General features: G+C 70.0%; 19 protein-coding genes. 8 read left to right on the forward strand and 11 right to left on the reverse strand.

Annotated features, from left to right (window positions below; all coding sequences use genetic code 11):
- Nucleotides 1-105: 105 nt before the first annotated feature.
- From OG289_RS13140 to OG289_RS13150, 3 genes are read right to left on the reverse strand one after another with little or no spacing between them, the layout of a single operon-like run.
- Nucleotides 106-897 carry an amino acid ABC transporter ATP-binding protein gene (locus OG289_RS13140; RefSeq protein ID WP_327314185.1) on the reverse strand — a complete coding sequence of 264 codons (792 nt, stop codon included), beginning with the start codon at nucleotides 895-897 and terminating at the stop codon, nucleotides 106-108.
- Nucleotides 894-1,727 carry an amino acid ABC transporter permease gene (locus OG289_RS13145; protein ID WP_327314186.1) on the reverse strand — a complete coding sequence of 278 codons (834 nt, stop codon included), beginning with the start codon at nucleotides 1,725-1,727 and terminating at the stop codon, nucleotides 894-896. The genes OG289_RS13140 and OG289_RS13145 overlap by 4 nt, the downstream gene beginning before the upstream one ends.
- A gap of 4 nt (nucleotides 1,728-1,731) precedes the next feature.
- The gene (locus OG289_RS13150; protein ID WP_327314187.1) at nucleotides 1,732-2,589 is read right to left on the reverse strand and encodes a transporter substrate-binding domain-containing protein; all 858 of its coding nucleotides are present in this window, start codon (nucleotides 2,587-2,589) and stop codon (nucleotides 1,732-1,734) included.
- A 193-nt stretch (nucleotides 2,590-2,782) separates the two neighbouring features.
- Here OG289_RS13150 and OG289_RS13155 point away from each other — a divergent pair, with 193 nt between their 5' ends.
- A complete protein-coding gene (locus tag OG289_RS13155; protein WP_327314188.1) occupies nucleotides 2,783-3,883 on the forward strand; it encodes a pyridoxal-phosphate-dependent aminotransferase family protein in 1,101 nt (366 codons plus the stop codon).
- Nucleotides 3,884-4,067: 184 nt separating this feature from the next.
- Here OG289_RS13155 and OG289_RS13160 read toward each other — a convergent pair whose 3' ends face one another.
- Both OG289_RS13160 and OG289_RS13165 read right to left on the reverse strand, forming a co-directional pair.
- Nucleotides 4,068-5,468, reverse strand: a complete 1,401-nt coding sequence (locus OG289_RS13160; protein ID WP_327314189.1) for a caspase family protein — start codon at nucleotides 5,466-5,468, stop codon at nucleotides 4,068-4,070.
- Entirely contained in the window at nucleotides 5,468-5,863 is a 396-nt protein-coding gene (locus OG289_RS13165; protein ID WP_327314190.1) for an effector-associated constant component EACC1, read from the reverse strand. The genes OG289_RS13160 and OG289_RS13165 overlap by 1 nt, the downstream gene beginning before the upstream one ends.
- A gap of 116 nt (nucleotides 5,864-5,979) precedes the next feature.
- Here OG289_RS13165 and OG289_RS13170 point away from each other — a divergent pair, with 116 nt between their 5' ends.
- The 5 genes from OG289_RS13170 (at nucleotide 5,980) to thpD (ending at nucleotide 9,976) form a co-directional block, all read left to right on the forward strand.
- Nucleotides 5,980-6,507 carry a DinB family protein gene (locus OG289_RS13170; RefSeq protein ID WP_327314191.1) on the forward strand — a complete coding sequence of 176 codons (528 nt, stop codon included), beginning with the start codon at nucleotides 5,980-5,982 and terminating at the stop codon, nucleotides 6,505-6,507.
- A 258-nt stretch (nucleotides 6,508-6,765) separates the two neighbouring features.
- A complete protein-coding gene (gene ectA, locus OG289_RS13175; RefSeq protein ID WP_327314192.1) occupies nucleotides 6,766-7,272 on the forward strand; it encodes a diaminobutyrate acetyltransferase in 507 nt (168 codons plus the stop codon).
- A gap of 77 nt (nucleotides 7,273-7,349) precedes the next feature.
- Nucleotides 7,350-8,621, forward strand: coding sequence for a diaminobutyrate--2-oxoglutarate transaminase (gene ectB, locus OG289_RS13180; RefSeq protein ID WP_327314193.1), 1,272 nt, complete (start codon nucleotides 7,350-7,352; stop codon nucleotides 8,619-8,621).
- A gap of 57 nt (nucleotides 8,622-8,678) precedes the next feature.
- Nucleotides 8,679-9,083, forward strand: a complete 405-nt coding sequence (locus OG289_RS13185) for an ectoine synthase (protein ID WP_327314194.1) — start codon at nucleotides 8,679-8,681, stop codon at nucleotides 9,081-9,083.
- Nucleotides 9,084-9,088: 5 nt separating this feature from the next.
- Nucleotides 9,089-9,976 carry an ectoine hydroxylase gene (gene thpD, locus OG289_RS13190; protein WP_327320662.1) on the forward strand — a complete coding sequence of 296 codons (888 nt, stop codon included), beginning with the start codon at nucleotides 9,089-9,091 and terminating at the stop codon, nucleotides 9,974-9,976.
- Between the two features lie 239 nt (nucleotides 9,977-10,215).
- Here thpD and OG289_RS13195 read toward each other — a convergent pair whose 3' ends face one another.
- The 6 genes from OG289_RS13195 to OG289_RS13220 form a co-directional block, all read right to left on the reverse strand.
- The gene (locus OG289_RS13195; protein ID WP_327314195.1) at nucleotides 10,216-11,268 is read right to left on the reverse strand and encodes an aminotransferase class V-fold PLP-dependent enzyme; all 1,053 of its coding nucleotides are present in this window, start codon (nucleotides 11,266-11,268) and stop codon (nucleotides 10,216-10,218) included.
- 108 nt (nucleotides 11,269-11,376) lie between these two features.
- Entirely contained in the window at nucleotides 11,377-12,096 is a 720-nt protein-coding gene (locus tag OG289_RS13200; RefSeq protein ID WP_327314196.1) for a DsbA family oxidoreductase, read from the reverse strand.
- Nucleotides 12,097-12,171: 75 nt separating this feature from the next.
- A complete protein-coding gene (locus OG289_RS13205) occupies nucleotides 12,172-12,690 on the reverse strand; it encodes a GNAT family N-acetyltransferase (RefSeq protein ID WP_327314197.1) in 519 nt (172 codons plus the stop codon).
- Nucleotides 12,687-13,445, reverse strand: coding sequence for a GlxA family transcriptional regulator (locus tag OG289_RS13210; RefSeq protein WP_327320663.1), 759 nt, complete (start codon nucleotides 13,443-13,445; stop codon nucleotides 12,687-12,689). Before OG289_RS13210 ends, OG289_RS13205 begins: the two co-directional genes overlap by 4 nt.
- Before the next feature lie 94 nt (nucleotides 13,446-13,539).
- The gene (locus OG289_RS13215) at nucleotides 13,540-14,148 is read right to left on the reverse strand and encodes a DUF1349 domain-containing protein (protein ID WP_327314198.1); all 609 of its coding nucleotides are present in this window, start codon (nucleotides 14,146-14,148) and stop codon (nucleotides 13,540-13,542) included.
- A gap of 124 nt (nucleotides 14,149-14,272) precedes the next feature.
- The gene (locus OG289_RS13220) at nucleotides 14,273-15,802 is read right to left on the reverse strand and encodes an aldehyde dehydrogenase (NADP(+)) (protein ID WP_327314199.1); all 1,530 of its coding nucleotides are present in this window, start codon (nucleotides 15,800-15,802) and stop codon (nucleotides 14,273-14,275) included.
- A 123-nt stretch (nucleotides 15,803-15,925) separates the two neighbouring features.
- On the opposite strand from OG289_RS13220, the gene OG289_RS13225 reads away from it, so the two are divergent.
- Both OG289_RS13225 and OG289_RS13230 read left to right on the forward strand, forming a co-directional pair.
- The gene (locus OG289_RS13225) at nucleotides 15,926-16,699 is read left to right on the forward strand and encodes an IclR family transcriptional regulator (RefSeq protein WP_327314200.1); all 774 of its coding nucleotides are present in this window, start codon (nucleotides 15,926-15,928) and stop codon (nucleotides 16,697-16,699) included.
- A gap of 25 nt (nucleotides 16,700-16,724) precedes the next feature.
- On the forward strand, nucleotides 16,725-17,195 hold the full coding sequence (locus OG289_RS13230; protein WP_327314201.1) for a GNAT family N-acetyltransferase: 471 nt from the start codon (nucleotides 16,725-16,727) through the stop codon (nucleotides 17,193-17,195).
- Nucleotides 17,196-17,269 lie beyond the last annotated feature (74 nt).

The raw sequence follows: 17,269 nt of genomic DNA on the forward strand, positions 1-17,269 counted from the left end.
AGGGGGCTTCCTGGCTCACGCCGCTCGAGCGCTCGGCGAGCGACCGAGTCTTCCGCGATCAACACCAGCCGGGACGGAACCTGCCCGGTCCCGTCAGCGGATCAGTCACTCGGCCCCGCTCACCTTTTCGGCCGAATCCTCCTCCACCTCGGCCATCGCCGGGTCGAGGAGGCGGGAGAGGAAGTGGCGGGTGCGTTCGTGGCTCGGGTTGCCGATGACCTCGGCCGGGGCGCCGTCCTCGACGATCACACCGCCGTCCATGAAGACGACCCGGTCGGCGACCTCGCGGGCGAAGGTCATCTCGTGGGTCACCACCATCATCGTCATGCCCTCGTTCGCGAGCATGCGCATGACCGCCAGGACGTCCCCCACCAGCTCCGGGTCGAGCGCCGACGTCGGCTCGTCGAACAGCATCACCTCGGGGCCCATGGCGAGGGCGCGGGCGATCGCGACGCGCTGCTGCTGGCCGCCGGAGAGGGAGGCGGGGTAGGCGGTCGCCTTCTCCGACAGGCCCACCCGCTCCAGGTTCTCGGCGGCCACCTTCGCCGCCTCCGCCTTGCCGCGCCCGAGCACCCGCCGCTGCGGCAGCGTGAGGTTCTCGGTCACCGACAGGTGCGGGAAGAGGTTGAACTGCTGGAAGACCATGCCGATACGACGGCGTGCGGCGTCGATGTCGACATCGGGGTCGGTGAGTTCGGTGCCGCCGACGAAGACCTGGCCCTTGGTCGGCTCCTCCAGCAGGTTCACGCAGCGCAGGAGCGTCGACTTGCCCGAGCCGGACGGGCCGATCACACAGACGACCTCGCCCTGGCCGATCTCCAGGTCGATGCCACGCAGCACCTCGTTGTCGCCGAAGGACTTGTACAGTCCGCGTACGTCGATCTCGGGTCGGCTCATTTCACGGCCTCCTGGGCCTTCGCCTCCATACGGCGCACGACGAAGCCGAGCGGGATGGTGACCAGCAGGTAGCAGAGGCCGGCGACCAGAATCGGTGTGGAGTTGGCGGTCGTGCTGGCCAGGTCACGGCCGTACTTGGACAGTTCGCGCTCCTCCAGGGTGACACCGAGGAACAGCACGAGCGAGGAGTCCTTGAAGAGCAGGACGAGTTCGTTGGTGAGCGGCGGGAGGATGATGCGGAACGCCTGCGGGATGATGATCGAGACCATGGCCCGGCCGGGCGAGAACCCCAGTGAACGGGCCGCCTCCATCTGCCCCTTGGGCACCGCCTGGATGCCCGCGCGGATCGTCTCCGCCATGTAGGCGGCGGCGACCAGACCGAGCGCGAGGGCGACCTTGCCGTACGTGCCGCCGATGATCTCCGTGCCGGGGAAGGCGAGCGGTACCGCCACACCGATGAAGATGAAGATCAGCAGGGCCGGCAGGCCGCGGAAGATCTCGATGTAGATGCCCGCGAGCCAGCGGTAGGGGCCCACCGACGACAGCCGCATCAGCGCGATCACCATGCCGAGCGCCAGTCCGACGACGAAGCCGGACACCGTGTACAGCATGGTGTTCTTCAACGCCAGCGTGATGACGTCGGGGAACATCTGCCGCGCGATGTCCTTCTGCGCGAACTGGTTCTGCAGCCGGTCCCAGTCGGCCGAGACCGCGAACGCGATCACGGCGGCGACGAAGACGACGTACTGCACGCCACGCGAGACGCGGCGCTTCTGACGCCGGGTCAGCCCCTTTTTCTTCGGCTGGAGTCGTACGTCCGTAGCGGTCATGGGCTCAGGAGGCCGAGGCCGACGGGGACGCGGCCGACGCGTCGTAGGGACCGATCCACTTCTCGTACAGCGTCTTGTACGTGCCGTCGGCCTTCGCGTCCGCCAGCGCCTTGTTGACGGCGGCGAGCAGCTTGGTGTTGCCCTTCTTCACCGTGAAGCCGTACTGCTCACCGGTGTTGAGGTTGTCGACGACCTTGAAGGCGTCGGCGTTGGCCTTGTCCTTCAGCCAGCCCTGGACGACCGGGTAGTCGATGACGACGGCCTTGACCTGGCCGCTGCGCAGACCGTTGAGAACGGCGTCGGAGGACTCGAAGGAGACCGGGTCGAAGCCCTGCTTCGTGGCGTAGTCCTCGCCGGTGGTCTGCGCCTGGGCGCCGAGCTTGAGGCCCTTGGACTTCACCTCGGCGAGCGAGGTGACGCTGGCGCTCTTGTCGACCAGGACGGCCTGGGTGGCGTCGAAGTAAGGGTCGGAGAAGTCGACGTTCTTCTTGCGTTCCTCGGTGATGGTCATGCCGGCCGCGGCCAGGTCGCACTGGCCGGAGTTGAGGAAGGCGCCGGTCTTGAAGTTCTCGAAGGGCGTGTCGACGATCTCCTGCTTCACGCCGAGGTTCTTGGCGACGAGGTCGACCAGGGAGACGTCGAAGCCCTGGACCTTGCCGTCGATCTCCGACTGGAACGGCGGGTAGGGCAGGTGGGTGCAGGTGGTGAGCCGGCCCGCCTTGACGAGCTCCACCCCGCCGGCGGCGGACTTGGAGCCGCTGCCGCCGTCGTCACTGGAGGTACAGGCGGCCACGAGCAGCAGCCCGGCCGTCGCGGTGGTGGCGGCCAGAATGCGGGTCCGGCGCCCGGAGAGGGTGTTCACGGCGGCCTTCCTGTAAGGGAGCTGGGAGAACGAGGGGAACTATGAGTTCCGATTATAAGGAGAAGTTTGAGGCTCTCAAACCAAACCGATGGTTACGGGACCGTTCGACCTACGAAGTCGCCAGTGGGAAAGGTGAGTCACGTGCCGGTTAGTCTCGTCACCTCTACCCCGTCAGCAAAGAGAGAGCACCCCCGTGACACACCCGTTCCTGGATCTCGCCCCGCTGAGCGCCGCGCACTTCGCCTCGATCGAGGACCGGGTGGCCCGGCTGCTGGACACCCGGCAGGACGTCGTGATCATGCAGGGCGAGGCGCTGCTGCCGCTGGAGGGCGCCATTCGCGGCACGGCCGGTCCGGGCACCACCGCGCTCAACGTGATCACCGGTCCCTACGGGCAGACCTTCGGCGACTGGCTGCGGGACTGCGGCGCGACCGTGATCGACCTGGCGGTGCCCTTCCACACGGCGGTGACGGCCGCGCAGATCCGGGAGGCGTTCGCCGAGCACCCGGAGATCGACTTCGTCTCGCTGGTGCACGCGGAGGCGGCGACCGGCAACACCAACCCGGTCGCGGAGATCGGCGAGGCGGTACGGGAGCACGGCGCGCTGTTCTACCTGGACGCGGTCGCCTCGATCGGCGCGGAGCCGGTGCTGCCGGACGCGTGGGGCGTGGACCTGTGCGTGATCGGCGCCCAGAAGGCGATGGGCGGCCCGGCGGGCGTTTCGGCGGTGTCGGTGAGCGAGCGGGCGTGGGCCCGGATGTCCGCGAACCCGAAGGCACCGCGCCGCTCCTACCTGTCCCTGCTGGACTGGAAGGAGCGCTGGGTCGACGGCGGCCGCAAGGCACTGCTGCACGCACCGGCGCAGCTGGAGATGCTGGCCCTGGAGGCGTGCGTCGAGCGGATCGAGGCGGAGGGCCTGGCGACGGTGATGGCCCGCCACGCGTCCGCCGCGGCGGCCACGCGGGCGGGTGCGGCAGCGCTGGGCGGGGGCCTCGAACCGTACGTGTACGACGCGACGGAGGCAGCGCCGGTCGCCACGACCCTGAGGGCGCCGTCGGGCGTGGTGGCGTCGGAACTGGTGACCCGGGCCCTGGAGAGCGACCCGGCACTCCCGCTGGCCGCGGGCGGGGGCGCACTGGCCAAGGAGATGATCCGGGTCAACCACTACGGGGGCGACGCGACGGTACGGGTCGTCCAGGAATGCCTGGCGGCCCTGGGCGCCGCGCTGACGGAGAAGGGGCTGGACGTGGATCTCGCGGGGGCGCTGCGAGCGGCGGCGGAAGGCCGGCGGTAGGGGTCGGGCCGGGGGGTTCCCGGGAGGGGCTGCCGACCGTCGTCCACCCCGAGCACCCACACGCCCCCGCGCCTGGGCTGCCCGTTGCTGCGCTTCTCCGGCTCTTCGACGTCGTCGTACGCCGCGTCGCTTCCCTGCTCACCGGGCGAGATCACGGACGACGGATTCCCACGAACCTCCCGGGCTATGGGGTGGTGCACACGAAACTCATGGATTCCGTGATGTGGCGGCAGTCGAAGTATCCGGACCACCTGAGCCCCGAGTCGGGCTGTGTACCAGCGCCTCGCTCCCACGTGGCCACGTACCGGTCGTCGGAGAACGTCAGGCCACCCTGCGAGACCACCGGCTTCTGCTCCAACAACGTCACCAAGGGACGCAGCAGGGCCGTGGGGTCCTTCCCCTTCTTCTTCCACATCGCGATGACCGTGTCGGGTTCCGCGCTCTGGGACTCCGTCGTGCCGAAGCCTCCCCGGTCCATGGCCACCTCCATGGCGTCGAAGTCGCCTTTGCAGGCGGCGTCGTGCACGACCTTGATGGAGACCTCCGTTCGTTTCACCCCATCGCCGGTGTCAAAGTCGGTATACGCCTTCCCGCAGGTGATCCCCGGCAACACCGAAGGATTTCCTGACGTCCCCTCGCCGGCGGCACTGTCCGACTCTCCGGTGCCGTCCGGCAGCAGCCAGAACAGGATGAGGAAGGCGGAGACGGCGAGCAGGCCGATTGCCAGCAGCATCCGTCTCCTCCCGCTGCCGGGATCTCCGTTCTGCTCCTTGAGGCCCTCGGGCGGTTCCGGGTGAAGCGGCGGTGCTTGATTGCGTGCGATGCATATGCTCGCCCCCCGGTCCCGGTTGAGTTGCTGCGGGCGGGGACGGTTCTTCTGCATGAGGGATCGGTCGACGTGGTCGAAGAGATCCGACATGGTCAGCAGATCGGGACCACCCGAAACCCCCGCCTCCAGCAGGGTGACGAGCTCGCCGGTGAACGCGGGGTACTGTTCGCCCTCGACGGCCAGCGCCCATTGGGTGGCAGGAGACGCGGCGAGGACCGAGGTGCCCTGGACATCGGCCAGAAGCGTCGCGTCATCGCCTGACGACAACGATTCCTTGAGCGCCGTGCCGCTGAAGCAGCAGTCGAGGATGACGACTTTGCGTCTGACGTGGACGGCCCCCAGCAGGATTCCGCGGACGTCCTCGTACTTCACGGCCGTGAACGGCTTGTCCTTCGTCGTCTCCGGCACGGACAGATGCAATCCGGTGCTGAAGGGATACAGCAGTCCGTGGCCGGCGTAGTACACGACGAGTGTGTCCGTGGCCGCTGCCGCCGCCTCGTGCACAACTCCCAGCAGGTCATCCCGCGTCGGCTGGGAGACCACATGACAGTGCTCACGGGGAAGCCCCCAGACGGCAGGGTCCTGGAACAATTCGGCCAGTCGCAGGCAGCCCCTCTTAACCGAGGGACGCGGGGCGAGGTGACGTCTGGGGTCCCGGATTCTTGCGCCGGTCCGGGTGAACTCGTGGGCCTCGATGAAAACGGCCCGGGACTTGGCCGGATCCGAGAGCCTCGGTTCCGGCGAACCGTGCTGCATCAAGGCGCCTCATCACCGGACCGACGCTCATGCGACTCGTCCGCGCGGCCGTCGGGTTCATCGGCGCCCGTCAACCGCTCGAACATCCGGCGCGCCTCCTCCGGGTCGGCGTGCTCGACACGCAGCGTGACACCGTCACGTTCGATGCACACCTCCGCCCCCGGTGAACGTCCGTCACGCCAAGAGGCAATGGCGACCAGCAGGTTCGCCAGGGCCACGATGTTCGAGACGGCGAACTCGATGACTTCCGGACCGCCCAACGCGTCCGGTTCGTCGTCGAGCGCCAGCACCGGTCCGGCCGCACGTAGGACATCGGGGTCGCGAGTCAGCCACTCGTAGAGGTCCAAGGCGCCTGGATGGCCTTCACGGGCGTCGACTCGAACGCTGAGCTGCATGACTCTCCCACGATCCGAAACTGCTCGGGCGCCGATGCTAGCGCCTGCGCCCCTCCCGGGAATCAACGGCCATACCGAAAAGGCCCCTTGGCAGTCCCCCGTGCCATCCTCCCCTCATGACCACCAACACACCCCACGCCCTCCCCGACGGCCGACCCATCCCCCTCATGACCGGTGAGGAACTCCCCATGCTGGAAAGCTGGTTGGAGTTTCATCGGGCCACGCTCGCCTTGAAGTGTGCGGGGCTGGACGACAAGCAGGTGCGGGAAGCGTCGGCCGCGCCGTCCGAGTTGACGTTGCTCGGGCTGGTTCAGCATCTCGCCGAGGTCGAACGGAACTGGTTCCAGCGGGCGTTCGCCGGGCTCGACATGCCGCCGGTCTTCGAGGAGGAGAGCGGGTACGTCCTCGACTCCGGGCGGGGGCTCGACCAGGCGCTGACCGTCTGGCGGCGGGAGATCGCGCGGGGGCGCGAGCTGATCGCCGGGCGGTCGCTGGAGGACACCGGCCGGATCGCCGGCGGGCCGTTGGCCGGCCTCGAGGTCAGCCTGCGCTGGGTGCTCATCCACATGATCGAGGAGTACGCCCGGCACAACGGTCACGCGGACATTCTCCGGGAGCGCATCGACGGGGTTACCGGAGCCTGAATTCACGGCGATTCGGGAATTCCCTCCGGGTGTCTTCGCGAGGATAGCTTTCCCGAGTTCTTCTGCCCGGATTCCCTGCGGCTAAACGCAGGGAATTTCGGGCCGGTTACGGTCACGTGACGCATCGCACAGCGAGGGCGATATGCGCGTTTTGCGCTGGGAGAAATGGGGCGCATCGGTCAACTGTCCGTGTGGCATCACGGAATCACCACGGCCTCTCCATGCGTTATTGAATTTCCCTGGGTAAGTTCAATCCGCATGACTGCCGCACAAGCAGACCTACATATCGACCGTCCGTCGGTGGCGGACGGGGCCGCGCTCTGGCGTATCGCGAAGGAATCCGGAACGCTCGATCTGAACTCCTCCTACAGCTATCTGCTGTGGTGCCGCGACTTCGCCGGCACCTCGGCGGTGGCGCGGACGGAGGGCGGCGAGCCGATCGGGTTCGTCACCGGGTACGTACGCCCGGAGGAGCCGCAGACCCTGCTGGTCTGGCAGGTGGCGGTCGACGCCGCGTACCGCGGTCGCGGCCTCGCCGCCGCGCTGCTCGACGGGCTGACCGCGCGGCTCGCCGCCGAACGCCCGCTCACCACCGTCGAGACCACGATCACGCCGGGCAACACCGCCTCCGAGCGGCTGTTCGCCTCGTACGCCGACCGGCACGGGGCGGCCGTCACCCGCGAGGTGCTGTTCGGCGCCGGGCTGTTCCCCGACGGCCCGCACGACCCCGAAGTGCTGTACCGCATCGGTCCCCTCGCCTTCTGACCTGCAACCTCTCTCGCCCCCTCTCCCTCCCCCCACGTCCTCCCTCCTTCTCACCCCACACCAAGGAGTGTTCCGTCGTGACCATCACCCAGCCCGACCTCAGCGTGTTCGAGACCCTCGAGTCCGAGGTGCGCAGCTACTGCCGCGGCTGGCCCGCCGTGTTCGACCGTGCGCAGGGCAGCCGCATGTACGACGAGGACGGTCACCGGTATCTCGACTTCTTCGCCGGTGCCGGGTCTCTCAACTACGGCCACAACAACCCGGTACTCAAACGGGCGTTGGTCGACTATCTGATGCGGGACGGCGTCACCCACGGGCTCGACATGTCCACCGTCGCCAAGCGGTCCTTCCTGCAGACCTTCCAGGATCTGGTGCTGCGTCCGCGTGACCTCCCCTACAAGGTCATGTTCCCCGGCCCGACCGGCACCAACGCCGTGGAGTCCGCGCTGAAGCTGGCGCGGAAGGTGAAGGGGCGCGAGGCCATCGTGTCGTTCACCAACGCCTTCCACGGGATGTCCCTGGGGTCGCTGGCCGTCACGGGCAACGCCTTCAAGCGGGCCGGTGCCGGGATCCCGCTGGTGCACGGCACGCCCATGCCGTTCGACAACTACTTCGACGGTCGGATCCCCGACTTCCTGTGGTTCGAGCGGCTGCTGGAGGACCAGGGGTCCGGGCTCAACAAGCCGGCGGCCGTGATCGTCGAGACCGTGCAGGGCGAGGGCGGCATCAACGTCGCGCGTCCGGAGTGGCTGCGGGCGCTCAAGGAGCTGTGCGAACGGCAGGACATGCTGCTGATCGTCGACGACATCCAGATGGGATGCGGGCGTACCGGGGCCTTCTTCTCCTTCGAGGAGGCCGGGATCGTCCCGGACATCGTCACCGTGTCCAAGTCCATCAGCGGCTACGGACTGCCCATGTCGCTGTGCCTGTTCGGGCCCGAGCTCGACGTGTGGGAGCCGGGCGAGCACAACGGCACCTTCCGCGGCAACAACCCGGCCTTCGTCACCGCCACCGCCGCCCTCGAGGCGTACTGGGCCGACGGGTCCGCCATGGAGAAGCAGACCCGGGCGCGCGGCGAGCAGATCGAGCAGGCGCTCATCTCGATCACCGAGGAGAACCTCGCCGACGTCAAGGAGTACCGGGGCCGCGGACTCGTGTGGGGTCTGGAGTTCCACGAGAAGGCGCGGGCCGGGCGGGTCGCGCAGCGGGCCTTCGAGCTCGGGCTGCTGATCGAGACCTCCGGCCCGGAGAGCGAGGTCGTCAAGCTGCTGCCGGCCCTGACCATCACCCCGGAGGAGCTGGACGAGGGCCTGAGCGTCGTCGCCCGCGCCGTACGGGAAACCGTCTGAGGCCCGCGGAAACCCACCATCTGTCCCGTTCACCTATCCAGGAGGCATCGCAGCACCGTGATCGTCCGTTCGTTCAAGGACATCGAAGGCACCGACCGGCATGTGCGGGCGGCGTCCGGCACCTGGGAGAGCAAACGCATCGTCCTCGCCCGGGAACGCGTCGGGTTCTCGCTGCACGAAACGATTCTGTACGCGGGTACCGAGACGTCGATGTGGTACGCGAACCACATCGAGGCCGTCGTCTGTGTCGAGGGCGAGGCCGAGCTGACCGACCACGAGACCGGGCGGACGCACACCATCACGCCCGGAACCATGTACCTCCTCGACGGGCACGAGCGGCACACGCTGCGCGTCAAGGAGGACTTCCGCTGCCTCTGCGTGTTCAACCCGCCCGTCACCGGACGGGAGGACCACGACGAGAACGGCGTCTACCCCCTGCTGACCGAGCCCGAGGAGGTGTGAGCACCGTGACCACGCTCACCGATCTGTATCCCACCCGTGGCACCGCCGAGGTGTCCGTCCCCCGCCAGGACCCCGTCGTCTGGGGCTCCCCCAGCGCCCCCGGCCCGATCGCGACGGCCGACCTCCAGGCGTACGAGCGCGACGGCTTCCTCTCCGTCGACCAGCTGATCAGCGACGACGAGGCCACCGTCTGCCGACGGGAGCTGGAGCGGCTGGTCGCCGACCCGGAGATCCGGGCCGACGAGCGGTCGATCGTCGAACCGCGGTCCAAGGAGATCCGGTCCGTCTTCGAGGTGCACAAGCTGAGCCCGGTGTTCGCCTCGCTGGTGCGCGACGAGCGGGTCGTGGGTCGGGCGCGGCAGATCCTCGGCTCGGACGTGTACGTCCACCAGTCGCGGATCAACGTCAAGCCGGGCTTCGGGGCCGGGGGCTTCTACTGGCACTCGGACTTCGAGACCTGGCACGCCGAGGACGGTCTGCCGAACATGCGGACGGTGTCCGTCTCCATCGCGCTGACCGAGAACTTCGCCACCAACGGCGGGCTCATGATCATGCCGGGCTCGCACCGGACGTTCCTCGGCTGCGCCGGGGCCACGCCGAAGGACAACTACAAGAAGTCGCTGCAGATGCAGGACGCGGGCACGCCCTCCGACGAGGCGCTGACCGCGATGGCGAGCGACCACGGCATCAAGCTGTTCACCGGGAAGGCCGGTTCGGCGACCTGGTTCGACTGCAACGCCATGCACGGGTCCGGCGACAACATCACGCCGTTCCCGCGCAGCAACGTGTTCGTCGTGTTCAACAGCGTGGAGAACACGGCCGTGGAGCCGTTCGCGGCTCCGGTACGGCGGCCGGAGTTCATCGGTGCGAGGGATTTCACTCCGGTCCGGTGAGACGGAGAGGGCGTCCGGGACCGTCGGGCCGTCGGTGGTTGCCGGGTTGAGCGGCCACGGGCCACGCCGGTGTCGCCGTCCGCTCCGGGACGTCGCATACGACGACGTCGGCGTCGCCCGTGGCCGGGCACGCCACCTCGTCCGGTGCGGCCCGGCCGTCGGCACGGTTCCGCGTCGGCGGCCGGGCCCGGCGCCTTCCCGGCGCCGCCGTCCGCTTCCGGAGGCCGTACCCGGGGGCGTCAGCCCGACAGCGCGTCCAGCAGGCGGTCGACGTCGGCGGGGGTGTTGAACAGGTGGAAGGAGGCGCGCAGGTTGCCGGAGCGGTTGGAGACCTGTATGCCGGCGGCGCCCAACTCGGGCTGGCGGTGGCCGAGTCGGGGCACGGAGACGATCGCGGAGCCGGGTGCGGGGATCGCTTCGTGGCCGAGGGCGGAGAGGCCGGCGCGACAGCGGTCGGCCAGTGCGAGGTCGTGGGCGCGGATCGCCGCCACGCCGAGTTCCTCCACCAGTTCGAGGGACCGGCGCAGCCCGGCGTAGGTGAACAGGGCGTGCGTCAGGTCGAACCGCCGTGCCGAGTGGGCGAGTTCGGCCACCGGGCCGTAACAGCTGTCCCAGGGCTCCTCGCCCGCGACCCATCCCGCGAGGATCGGTGACAGCCCGCCGAAGTCCTCCGGGACCACGAGGAAGGCCGCGCCGTGCGGGCCGAGCAACCACTTGAAGGAGACGGCGGCGGAGAAGTCGTGGGCGTCGGCGTCCGTCGGCAGCCAGCCGACGGCCTGCGAGAAGTCGACGTAGGTGCGCGCGCCGTGCGTCCGGGCGGCCTCGCGCAGGGCGGGCAGGTCGGCGATCCGGCCGTCGGCGGACTGGGCGGCGCTGACCGCGACCAGCGCCGTGCCGGGACGGACGGACTCGGCGATCCGCTCCAGCGGGACGGAGCGGACCTTGAGGTCGCCGCGGACGTGGAACGGGTTCAGCACGGAGGTGAAGTCGTCCTCGGCGGTGAGCACTTCGGCGCCTGCGGGGAGCGAGGCGGCGATCAGGCCGGTGTGCGCGGCGACCGAGGCGCCCAGCGCCACCCGGGTGACCGGGACACCGGCCAGCCGGGCGTACGCGGCCCGGCAGGCCTCCACGTCCTCGTGCAGCGGAGTCAACGGCCTGCCCTCGGCCCGCAGCAGCGCCGCCTCGTGCAGGGCGGCGACGGTGCGGGCGGGCAGCAGGCCGTTGCTCGCGGTGTTCAGATACGTCGTCTTCGGGGTGAACTCGGCGCGGACGAGGCTCTCGAAGGTCTCCATGGGTCCACTCTGCGGCCGCGTGAACTCATAGTCCATTGCGGATTTCTACGTGGAATCACCAAGCGATGCTTATGGATCGGCTCCGGCCTGCGGTTTTCCAGCCCTGCTTCAGCCCTGCTGCGGCACCGCGCACCCGTCGGGACCGCAGGCCTCCGCGCCGCCGTCGTCGATCAGCTTCAGCGGGGAGCGGTCGCCCCAGGCCTGGGTCAGGGCCTGGGTGAAGACCTCGGCGGGCTGGGCTCCGGAGACGCCGTAGGCGCGGTCGAGGACGAAGAAGGGTACGCCGTTCGCGCCGAGCTGGGCGGCTTCGCGCTCGTCGGCGCGGACCTCGTCTGCGTACGCCGCCGGGTCGGCGAGGACCTTGCGAGCGGCGTCGGCGTCGAGGCCGGCCTCGACGGCCAGTTCCACGAGCCGCTCGTCGCCCTCGGCGAAGACGGACCGCTCCTCGGCGAAGTTCGCCCGGTAGAGGATCTGGATCAGCTCGTCCTGCCGGCCGTGCTCCTTGGCGAAGTGCAGCAGGCGGTGCATGTCGAAGGTGTTGCCGTGGTCGCGGTCGCGGGTGCGGTAGTCGAGGCCCTCGGCGGCGGCCTGGGCGCCCAGGTTCTCCTCGCCGGCCTGCGCCTGCGCCTCGCTCATGCCGTACTTCTTGCTGAGCATGGCCAGCACGGGCTGGACGTCACCCTTGGCGCGGCCGGGGTCGAGCTCGAAGGAACGGTGCACCACCTCGACCTGGTCGCGGTGCGGGAAGGCCTCGAGCGCCTTCTCGAAGCGGGCCTTGCCCACATAGCACCAGGGGCAGGCGATGTCGCTCCAGATCTCGACGCGCATGTCTCGGCTCTTCTCCAGGTCGTACGGGTACGGAGGCTCCCTCCGCCTGGTGCGTGAACGTTCAAGCGCCCGCGTTCATTCCCCGCCCCTTCGTCCTTCGCCCACCGTGAAGCGCAGGAAGAGATGGTGATCGCCCTCGTCGGGCGGGTTCCGCGGGTCCGGGAACCAGCCCTGACGTGCGTAGAAGGCCTGAGCCCGCCGGTTGTCCACGTGCACGTCGAGGACGGCCGCGCGGCGGCCGTCCGCCCTCCACTGCTCCACGCAGGCCGTGTGCAGGACCGTACCGATGCCGCCGCGCCAGTGGTCGGGGTCGACGTGGAACTGGAACAGCTTGACGGTGTCCGCGGCCGAGCCTTCCGGCGTGCGGAACGAGGCGAGGCCGACGATCCGCCCCCGTTCGACGACGCAGAGCACATGGCCGTCGGGCCGCTCGATGGCCGTGCGCCAGTTCGCGAGCCAGTCGGTGCCGTCCTGCGGGACCCCGTCGGGGTAATAGGTCGCCCGGGCGCGGGCGTGCAGCGCGGCGACCGCCTCCGCCTCGGCGGGCACGGCGGTGCGGATCACCCGGTCTCCCGTGACACGTTCTCCGATCATGCAACGGAGGACGTACCGGCCCGTTCCCCGGTTCCGAGCCGGCTGAACCGGGCGCGGTGGGCGCTCGGGGTGAGCCCGGTGCGGCGGACGAGGTGGGCACGCGGGGAGTCCGCGGTACCCAGGCCGCAGGCGCGGGCCGGCTGGTCCATGGGCAGGACGGTGGTCTCCAGGAGTTCCTTGGCGCGCTCGACGCGCTGGTGGAGCAGCCACTGGAGCGGGCTCATCCCGCTCTCGGCGTGGAAGCGCCGGGTGGGTGTCGGCACGCTGACGCCCGCGTGCCGGGCCAGGTCGGTGAGGGTGAGCGGCCTGTCGAGGTTGCGCATGGCGCAGCCGCGGGTGTCGGCACAGGCGGTGCCCCGCTCGGGCGGCAGCGGGGTCTGGGTGAACCGGGTCCGGCCGCCGGGCCGGACGGGGGAGACGAGGGCGAGCCGCGCGACCCGGTTGGCGACGGCCGCCCCGTGGTCGGTGCGGATCATGTGCAGGCACAGGCCGATGCCGGCGGCGTACCCGGGGGAGGTGAGGACCTGGCCGTCCTGCGCGTAGAGGACGTCGTCCGTGAGGTCGACCGCCGGGCAGCGCCTGCGCGGTTCCCCGGCCTGGTTCCCGTACGTCGTGGCCCGGCGGCCGTCCAGCGGTCCCGCGTCGGCCAGGGCGAACGCGGCGCTGCAGATGGACGCGATCCGCCGGCCCGCGTCGGCGGCCTCGCGCAGGGCGGCCACCGTGCGCGGGTCGGCAGGTGGCCGGGGGCCTGGCATCGCGGTGTTCGGGGCGCTGGTCTCCGACGGCTTCACCGGGGGCATGCGGGCGGGCCTGGCGATAGCGCGGCGCTGCTCGCGGTGACGGGTGTGCTCAGCTTCCGTCTCTCAGGTCGTGCGGCCACTCGGTCCTGAACTCCAGGTGGTCGTACGTCACGACGCACCCCTCCCCCATCGGCGACTGCGTCATGAAGCCGATGAGAGCCGCGCCGGTCTCTTTCTCCTCGCCGAGCGTGAACAGCCGGACGAAGGTCCAGCGCTTGCCGTCCCGGGAGGCGTGGAAGGCGAAGGCACGACCGGTCCGGCTCAACCGCAGCCAGACCGAACTCCCCTCCACAGTGAAGGAGTTGGCGTCGTCGGAGTGTCCCCGGGTGACCACCGTGCAGACGGTCGCCACGTCCGGGGAGTACTCCAGACAGAGTTTGGCCCACGCCCGCTCACCGACATGGACGTACAACGCCCCCGCGTCGAAGGCCCAGTTGAACCCGACGGTGACCCGAGCTATGAGCTGGAAGTCCCCTTCGGGCGCCCCGAGCAGCCGGGGCGCGTCGGCGGCGGGGTCCAGCGCCTGACCGGTGGGCGGCACGAACCGGTCCTGCCGCGCCCCGGCCCACGCGGTCAACACCCCGTCCTCATGCGACCAGTGCCCATCGGGCCCATAGGTACGGAGAGGGAAGGGCAGTTCGGGAAGCGAAACGTCCATTGCCTCATCATCGCAGGGCGGCTGAGAAAGCAAGGGGCGCGGGGAACCGCGCGACAAGCCACGACGGACCTGTACCCGGCACTCCACCGCACCCCTCGACGACACCCGCGCGCAGCGCTGCGCGCTACCGCTCCAGACGCCCGTTGAACCGACGAGGAAGCCCCAGCTCGTTCTCGTCCCGAAGCTCCACAGGCAGCAGCGCAGCCGGAGCATTCTGATACGCGACAGGCCGCAGCCACCGCTCGATGGCGGTCCCGCCCACCGAGGTGGACGTGGACGTCGTAGCCGGGTACGGCCCCCCGTGATGCTGGGCCGGTGCGACGGCGACACCCGTGGGCCACCCGTTCACGAGCACACGCCCGGCGAGCGGAGTCAGTTCGGTGAGGATCTCCGCACCGCGCCCCTCGCCGGCCGCCTCCCCCTCGGACAGCTGAACCGTCGCCGTCAGGTTGCCAGGCAGCCGCGACAGAACCGCCTTTACCTCACCCTCGTCCTCATAGCGGGCCACGACGGTGACCGGCCCGAAGCACTCCTCCAGCAGCAGATCGTGCTCCCCCTCGGCGGCGAGCCGAGCCGCGGGCACGGTCAGGAAGCCCGCGCTGACGGTGTGCTCCCCGCCCGCGCCGGGCGTCACCGGCGACTCCACGTCGGCCAGCTCCGCGCGCTCGGCGACCCCGGCGATGAAGTTGTCCCGCATCCGGTGGTCGAGCAGCACGCCCGCGTCGGTGTCGCTCACCGCGTCCGTCAGCGACTTGAGCAGACCGTCGCCGGCCGCGCCGGACGGCACCAGCACCAGCCCGGGCTTGACACAGAACTGTCCGACGCCCAGCGTCATGGACCCGGCGAGCCCGGCGCCGATGGCCTCGGCGCGCTCGGCGGCGGCGGCCTCCGTCACCACGACGGGGTTCAGCGACCCCAGCTCGCCGTGGAAGGGGATCGGCACCGGCCGGGCCGCGGCCGCGTCGAAGAGCGCCCGCCCGCCCCGGATGGAACCGGTGAAGCCCGCGGCGGCGACCAGCGGGTGCTTGATCAGCTCGACGCCGGCCTCGAAGCCGTGCACGAGACCGAGCACGTCCTCCGGGATCCCGTGTTCGGCGGCGGCGTGCCGCACCACCTTGGCGACCAGCTCGGACAGCCCCGGGTGGTCGGGGTGGGACTTGACGACGACCGGGTTGCCGGCCGCCAGCGCGCTCGCGGTGTCGCCGCCGGCGACGGAGAAGGCAAAGGGGAAGTTGGACGCCGAGTAGACCGCGACCACACCGAGCGGCACCTTGTAGCGGCGCAGGTCCGGGATGGGCGGCGTGGCCGTGTCGTCGGGGTGGTTGATGACGACGTCCAGGAAGGCGCCCTCGTCGACGATGTCGGCGAACGCGCGCAGCTGGTAGCAGGTGCGGGCGAGCTCGCCGTTCAGCCGGACCGGGCCGAGCGCGGTCTCGGCGTCGGCCACCTCGACGAGCGTGTCCTTGGCCGCCTGAAGCCGGTCGGCGGCGGAGCGCAGGAAGGCGGCGCGGACGGTGCGGTCGGCGAGGGAGCCGCGCGCGTCATGGGCGGCGCGGACGACGGTGTCGACCTCCTGGGCCGTGGCCTCCACCGCAACCTGTTCACGCTGCTTCCCGGTTCGGGGGTCGACACTCCAGACTGGTGCTGCTGCCACCGCGGGTCCCTCCACATTTGGTACTGGCTCACTCACCAGGGGCGTTCGATATGCTGAACACTGTCTCTGATGATGAATATGCTGTCGGAGCGTATTTCCCGTCGAACGAAGGGGTCAAGGGCGATGTCGGCTGGCGAGACGGGGGGCGGGGCGCAGGTCAAGTCCGCGGTGCGGACGGTTGAGCTGCTGGAATACTTCGCCGGCCGCCCAGGAATGCACTCTCTGGCGTCGGTCCAGGAGGCCGTCGGATATCCCAAGTCCAGTCTCTACATGCTGCTGCGCACCCTGGTGGAGCTGGGCTGGGTGGAGACTGACGCGACGGGCACACGGTACGGCATAGGCGTGCGCGCGCTGCTGGTCGGCACCTCCTACATCGACGGCGACGAGGTCGTCGCGGCGGCCCGGCCGACCCTCGACCGGCTCTCGGACGACACCACCGAGACCATCCATCTGGCCCGGCTCGACGGCACGAACGTCGTCTACCTCGCCACCCGCCAGTCCCAGCACTACCTGCGCCCCTTCACCCGCGTCGGCCGCCGCCTGCCCGCCCACTCCACCTCCCTCGGCAAGGCGCTGCTGAGCACCTACACCGACGAGCAGGTCCGCAAGATGCTCCCGGAGACGCTCCCGGCGCTGACCGAGCACACGATCACGGACCGCGAGAAGCTCATCGAGGAGCTGCGCCAGGTCCGCGAGCAGGGCTTCGCGGTGGACCGCGAGGAGAACACGCTGGGCCTGCGCTGCTTCGGCGTGGCGATCCCGTACCGCACGCCGGCCCGGGACGCGATCAGCTGCTCGGTGCCGGTGGCGAGACTCACACCCGCGCACGAGCAGATGGTGAAGGACGCCCTGTTCGACGCGCGCGACCGGCTCACGCTGGCCACCCGCCGGCTCTGAGGCGGGCCGACGTAGGCTCTCAGGCATGGAGATCGCCCTGCGCCGAGTCCATGACAGCGATCTGCCGGTGTTCTACCGGCAGATGAACGACCCCGAGTCGCTCGAGATGGCCGCGTTCACCCCGAAGGATCCGGCCGACCGGGACGTCTTCGAGGCCCACTGGAAGAAGATCCGCGCCTCGTCCGCCGTGCTGCGCACGATCCTCGCCGACGGGGACGTCGTCGGCAGCACGGCGGTGTACGGGGAGCCGGGCGAGCGCGAGGTGACGTACTGGGTGGACCGGGCGTACTGGGGCCGGGGCATCGCCACGGCGGCGTTGCGTGCCCTGCTGTCCGAGGTCCCGGAGCGTCCGCTGTTCGCGCGTGCGGCGGCCGACAACGCCGGTTCCCTCCGGGTCCTGGAGAAGTGCGGCTTCCGGCCCACCGCCTGGGCCGCCGGGTACGCGAACGCGCGGGGCGGGGAGATCGAGGAGGTCGTGCTGCGGCTGGAGCCCTGAACCGGCCTCGGACGAAAGGGCCTCGGACGACGGCCTCGCATGACGGTCCTCAGATGAACAGACGATGAGAAATC

This window comes from Streptomyces sp. NBC_01235 (genome assembly GCF_035989285.1).
In the GTDB taxonomy this organism is placed as follows: Bacteria; Actinomycetota; Actinomycetes; order Streptomycetales; family Streptomycetaceae; genus Streptomyces.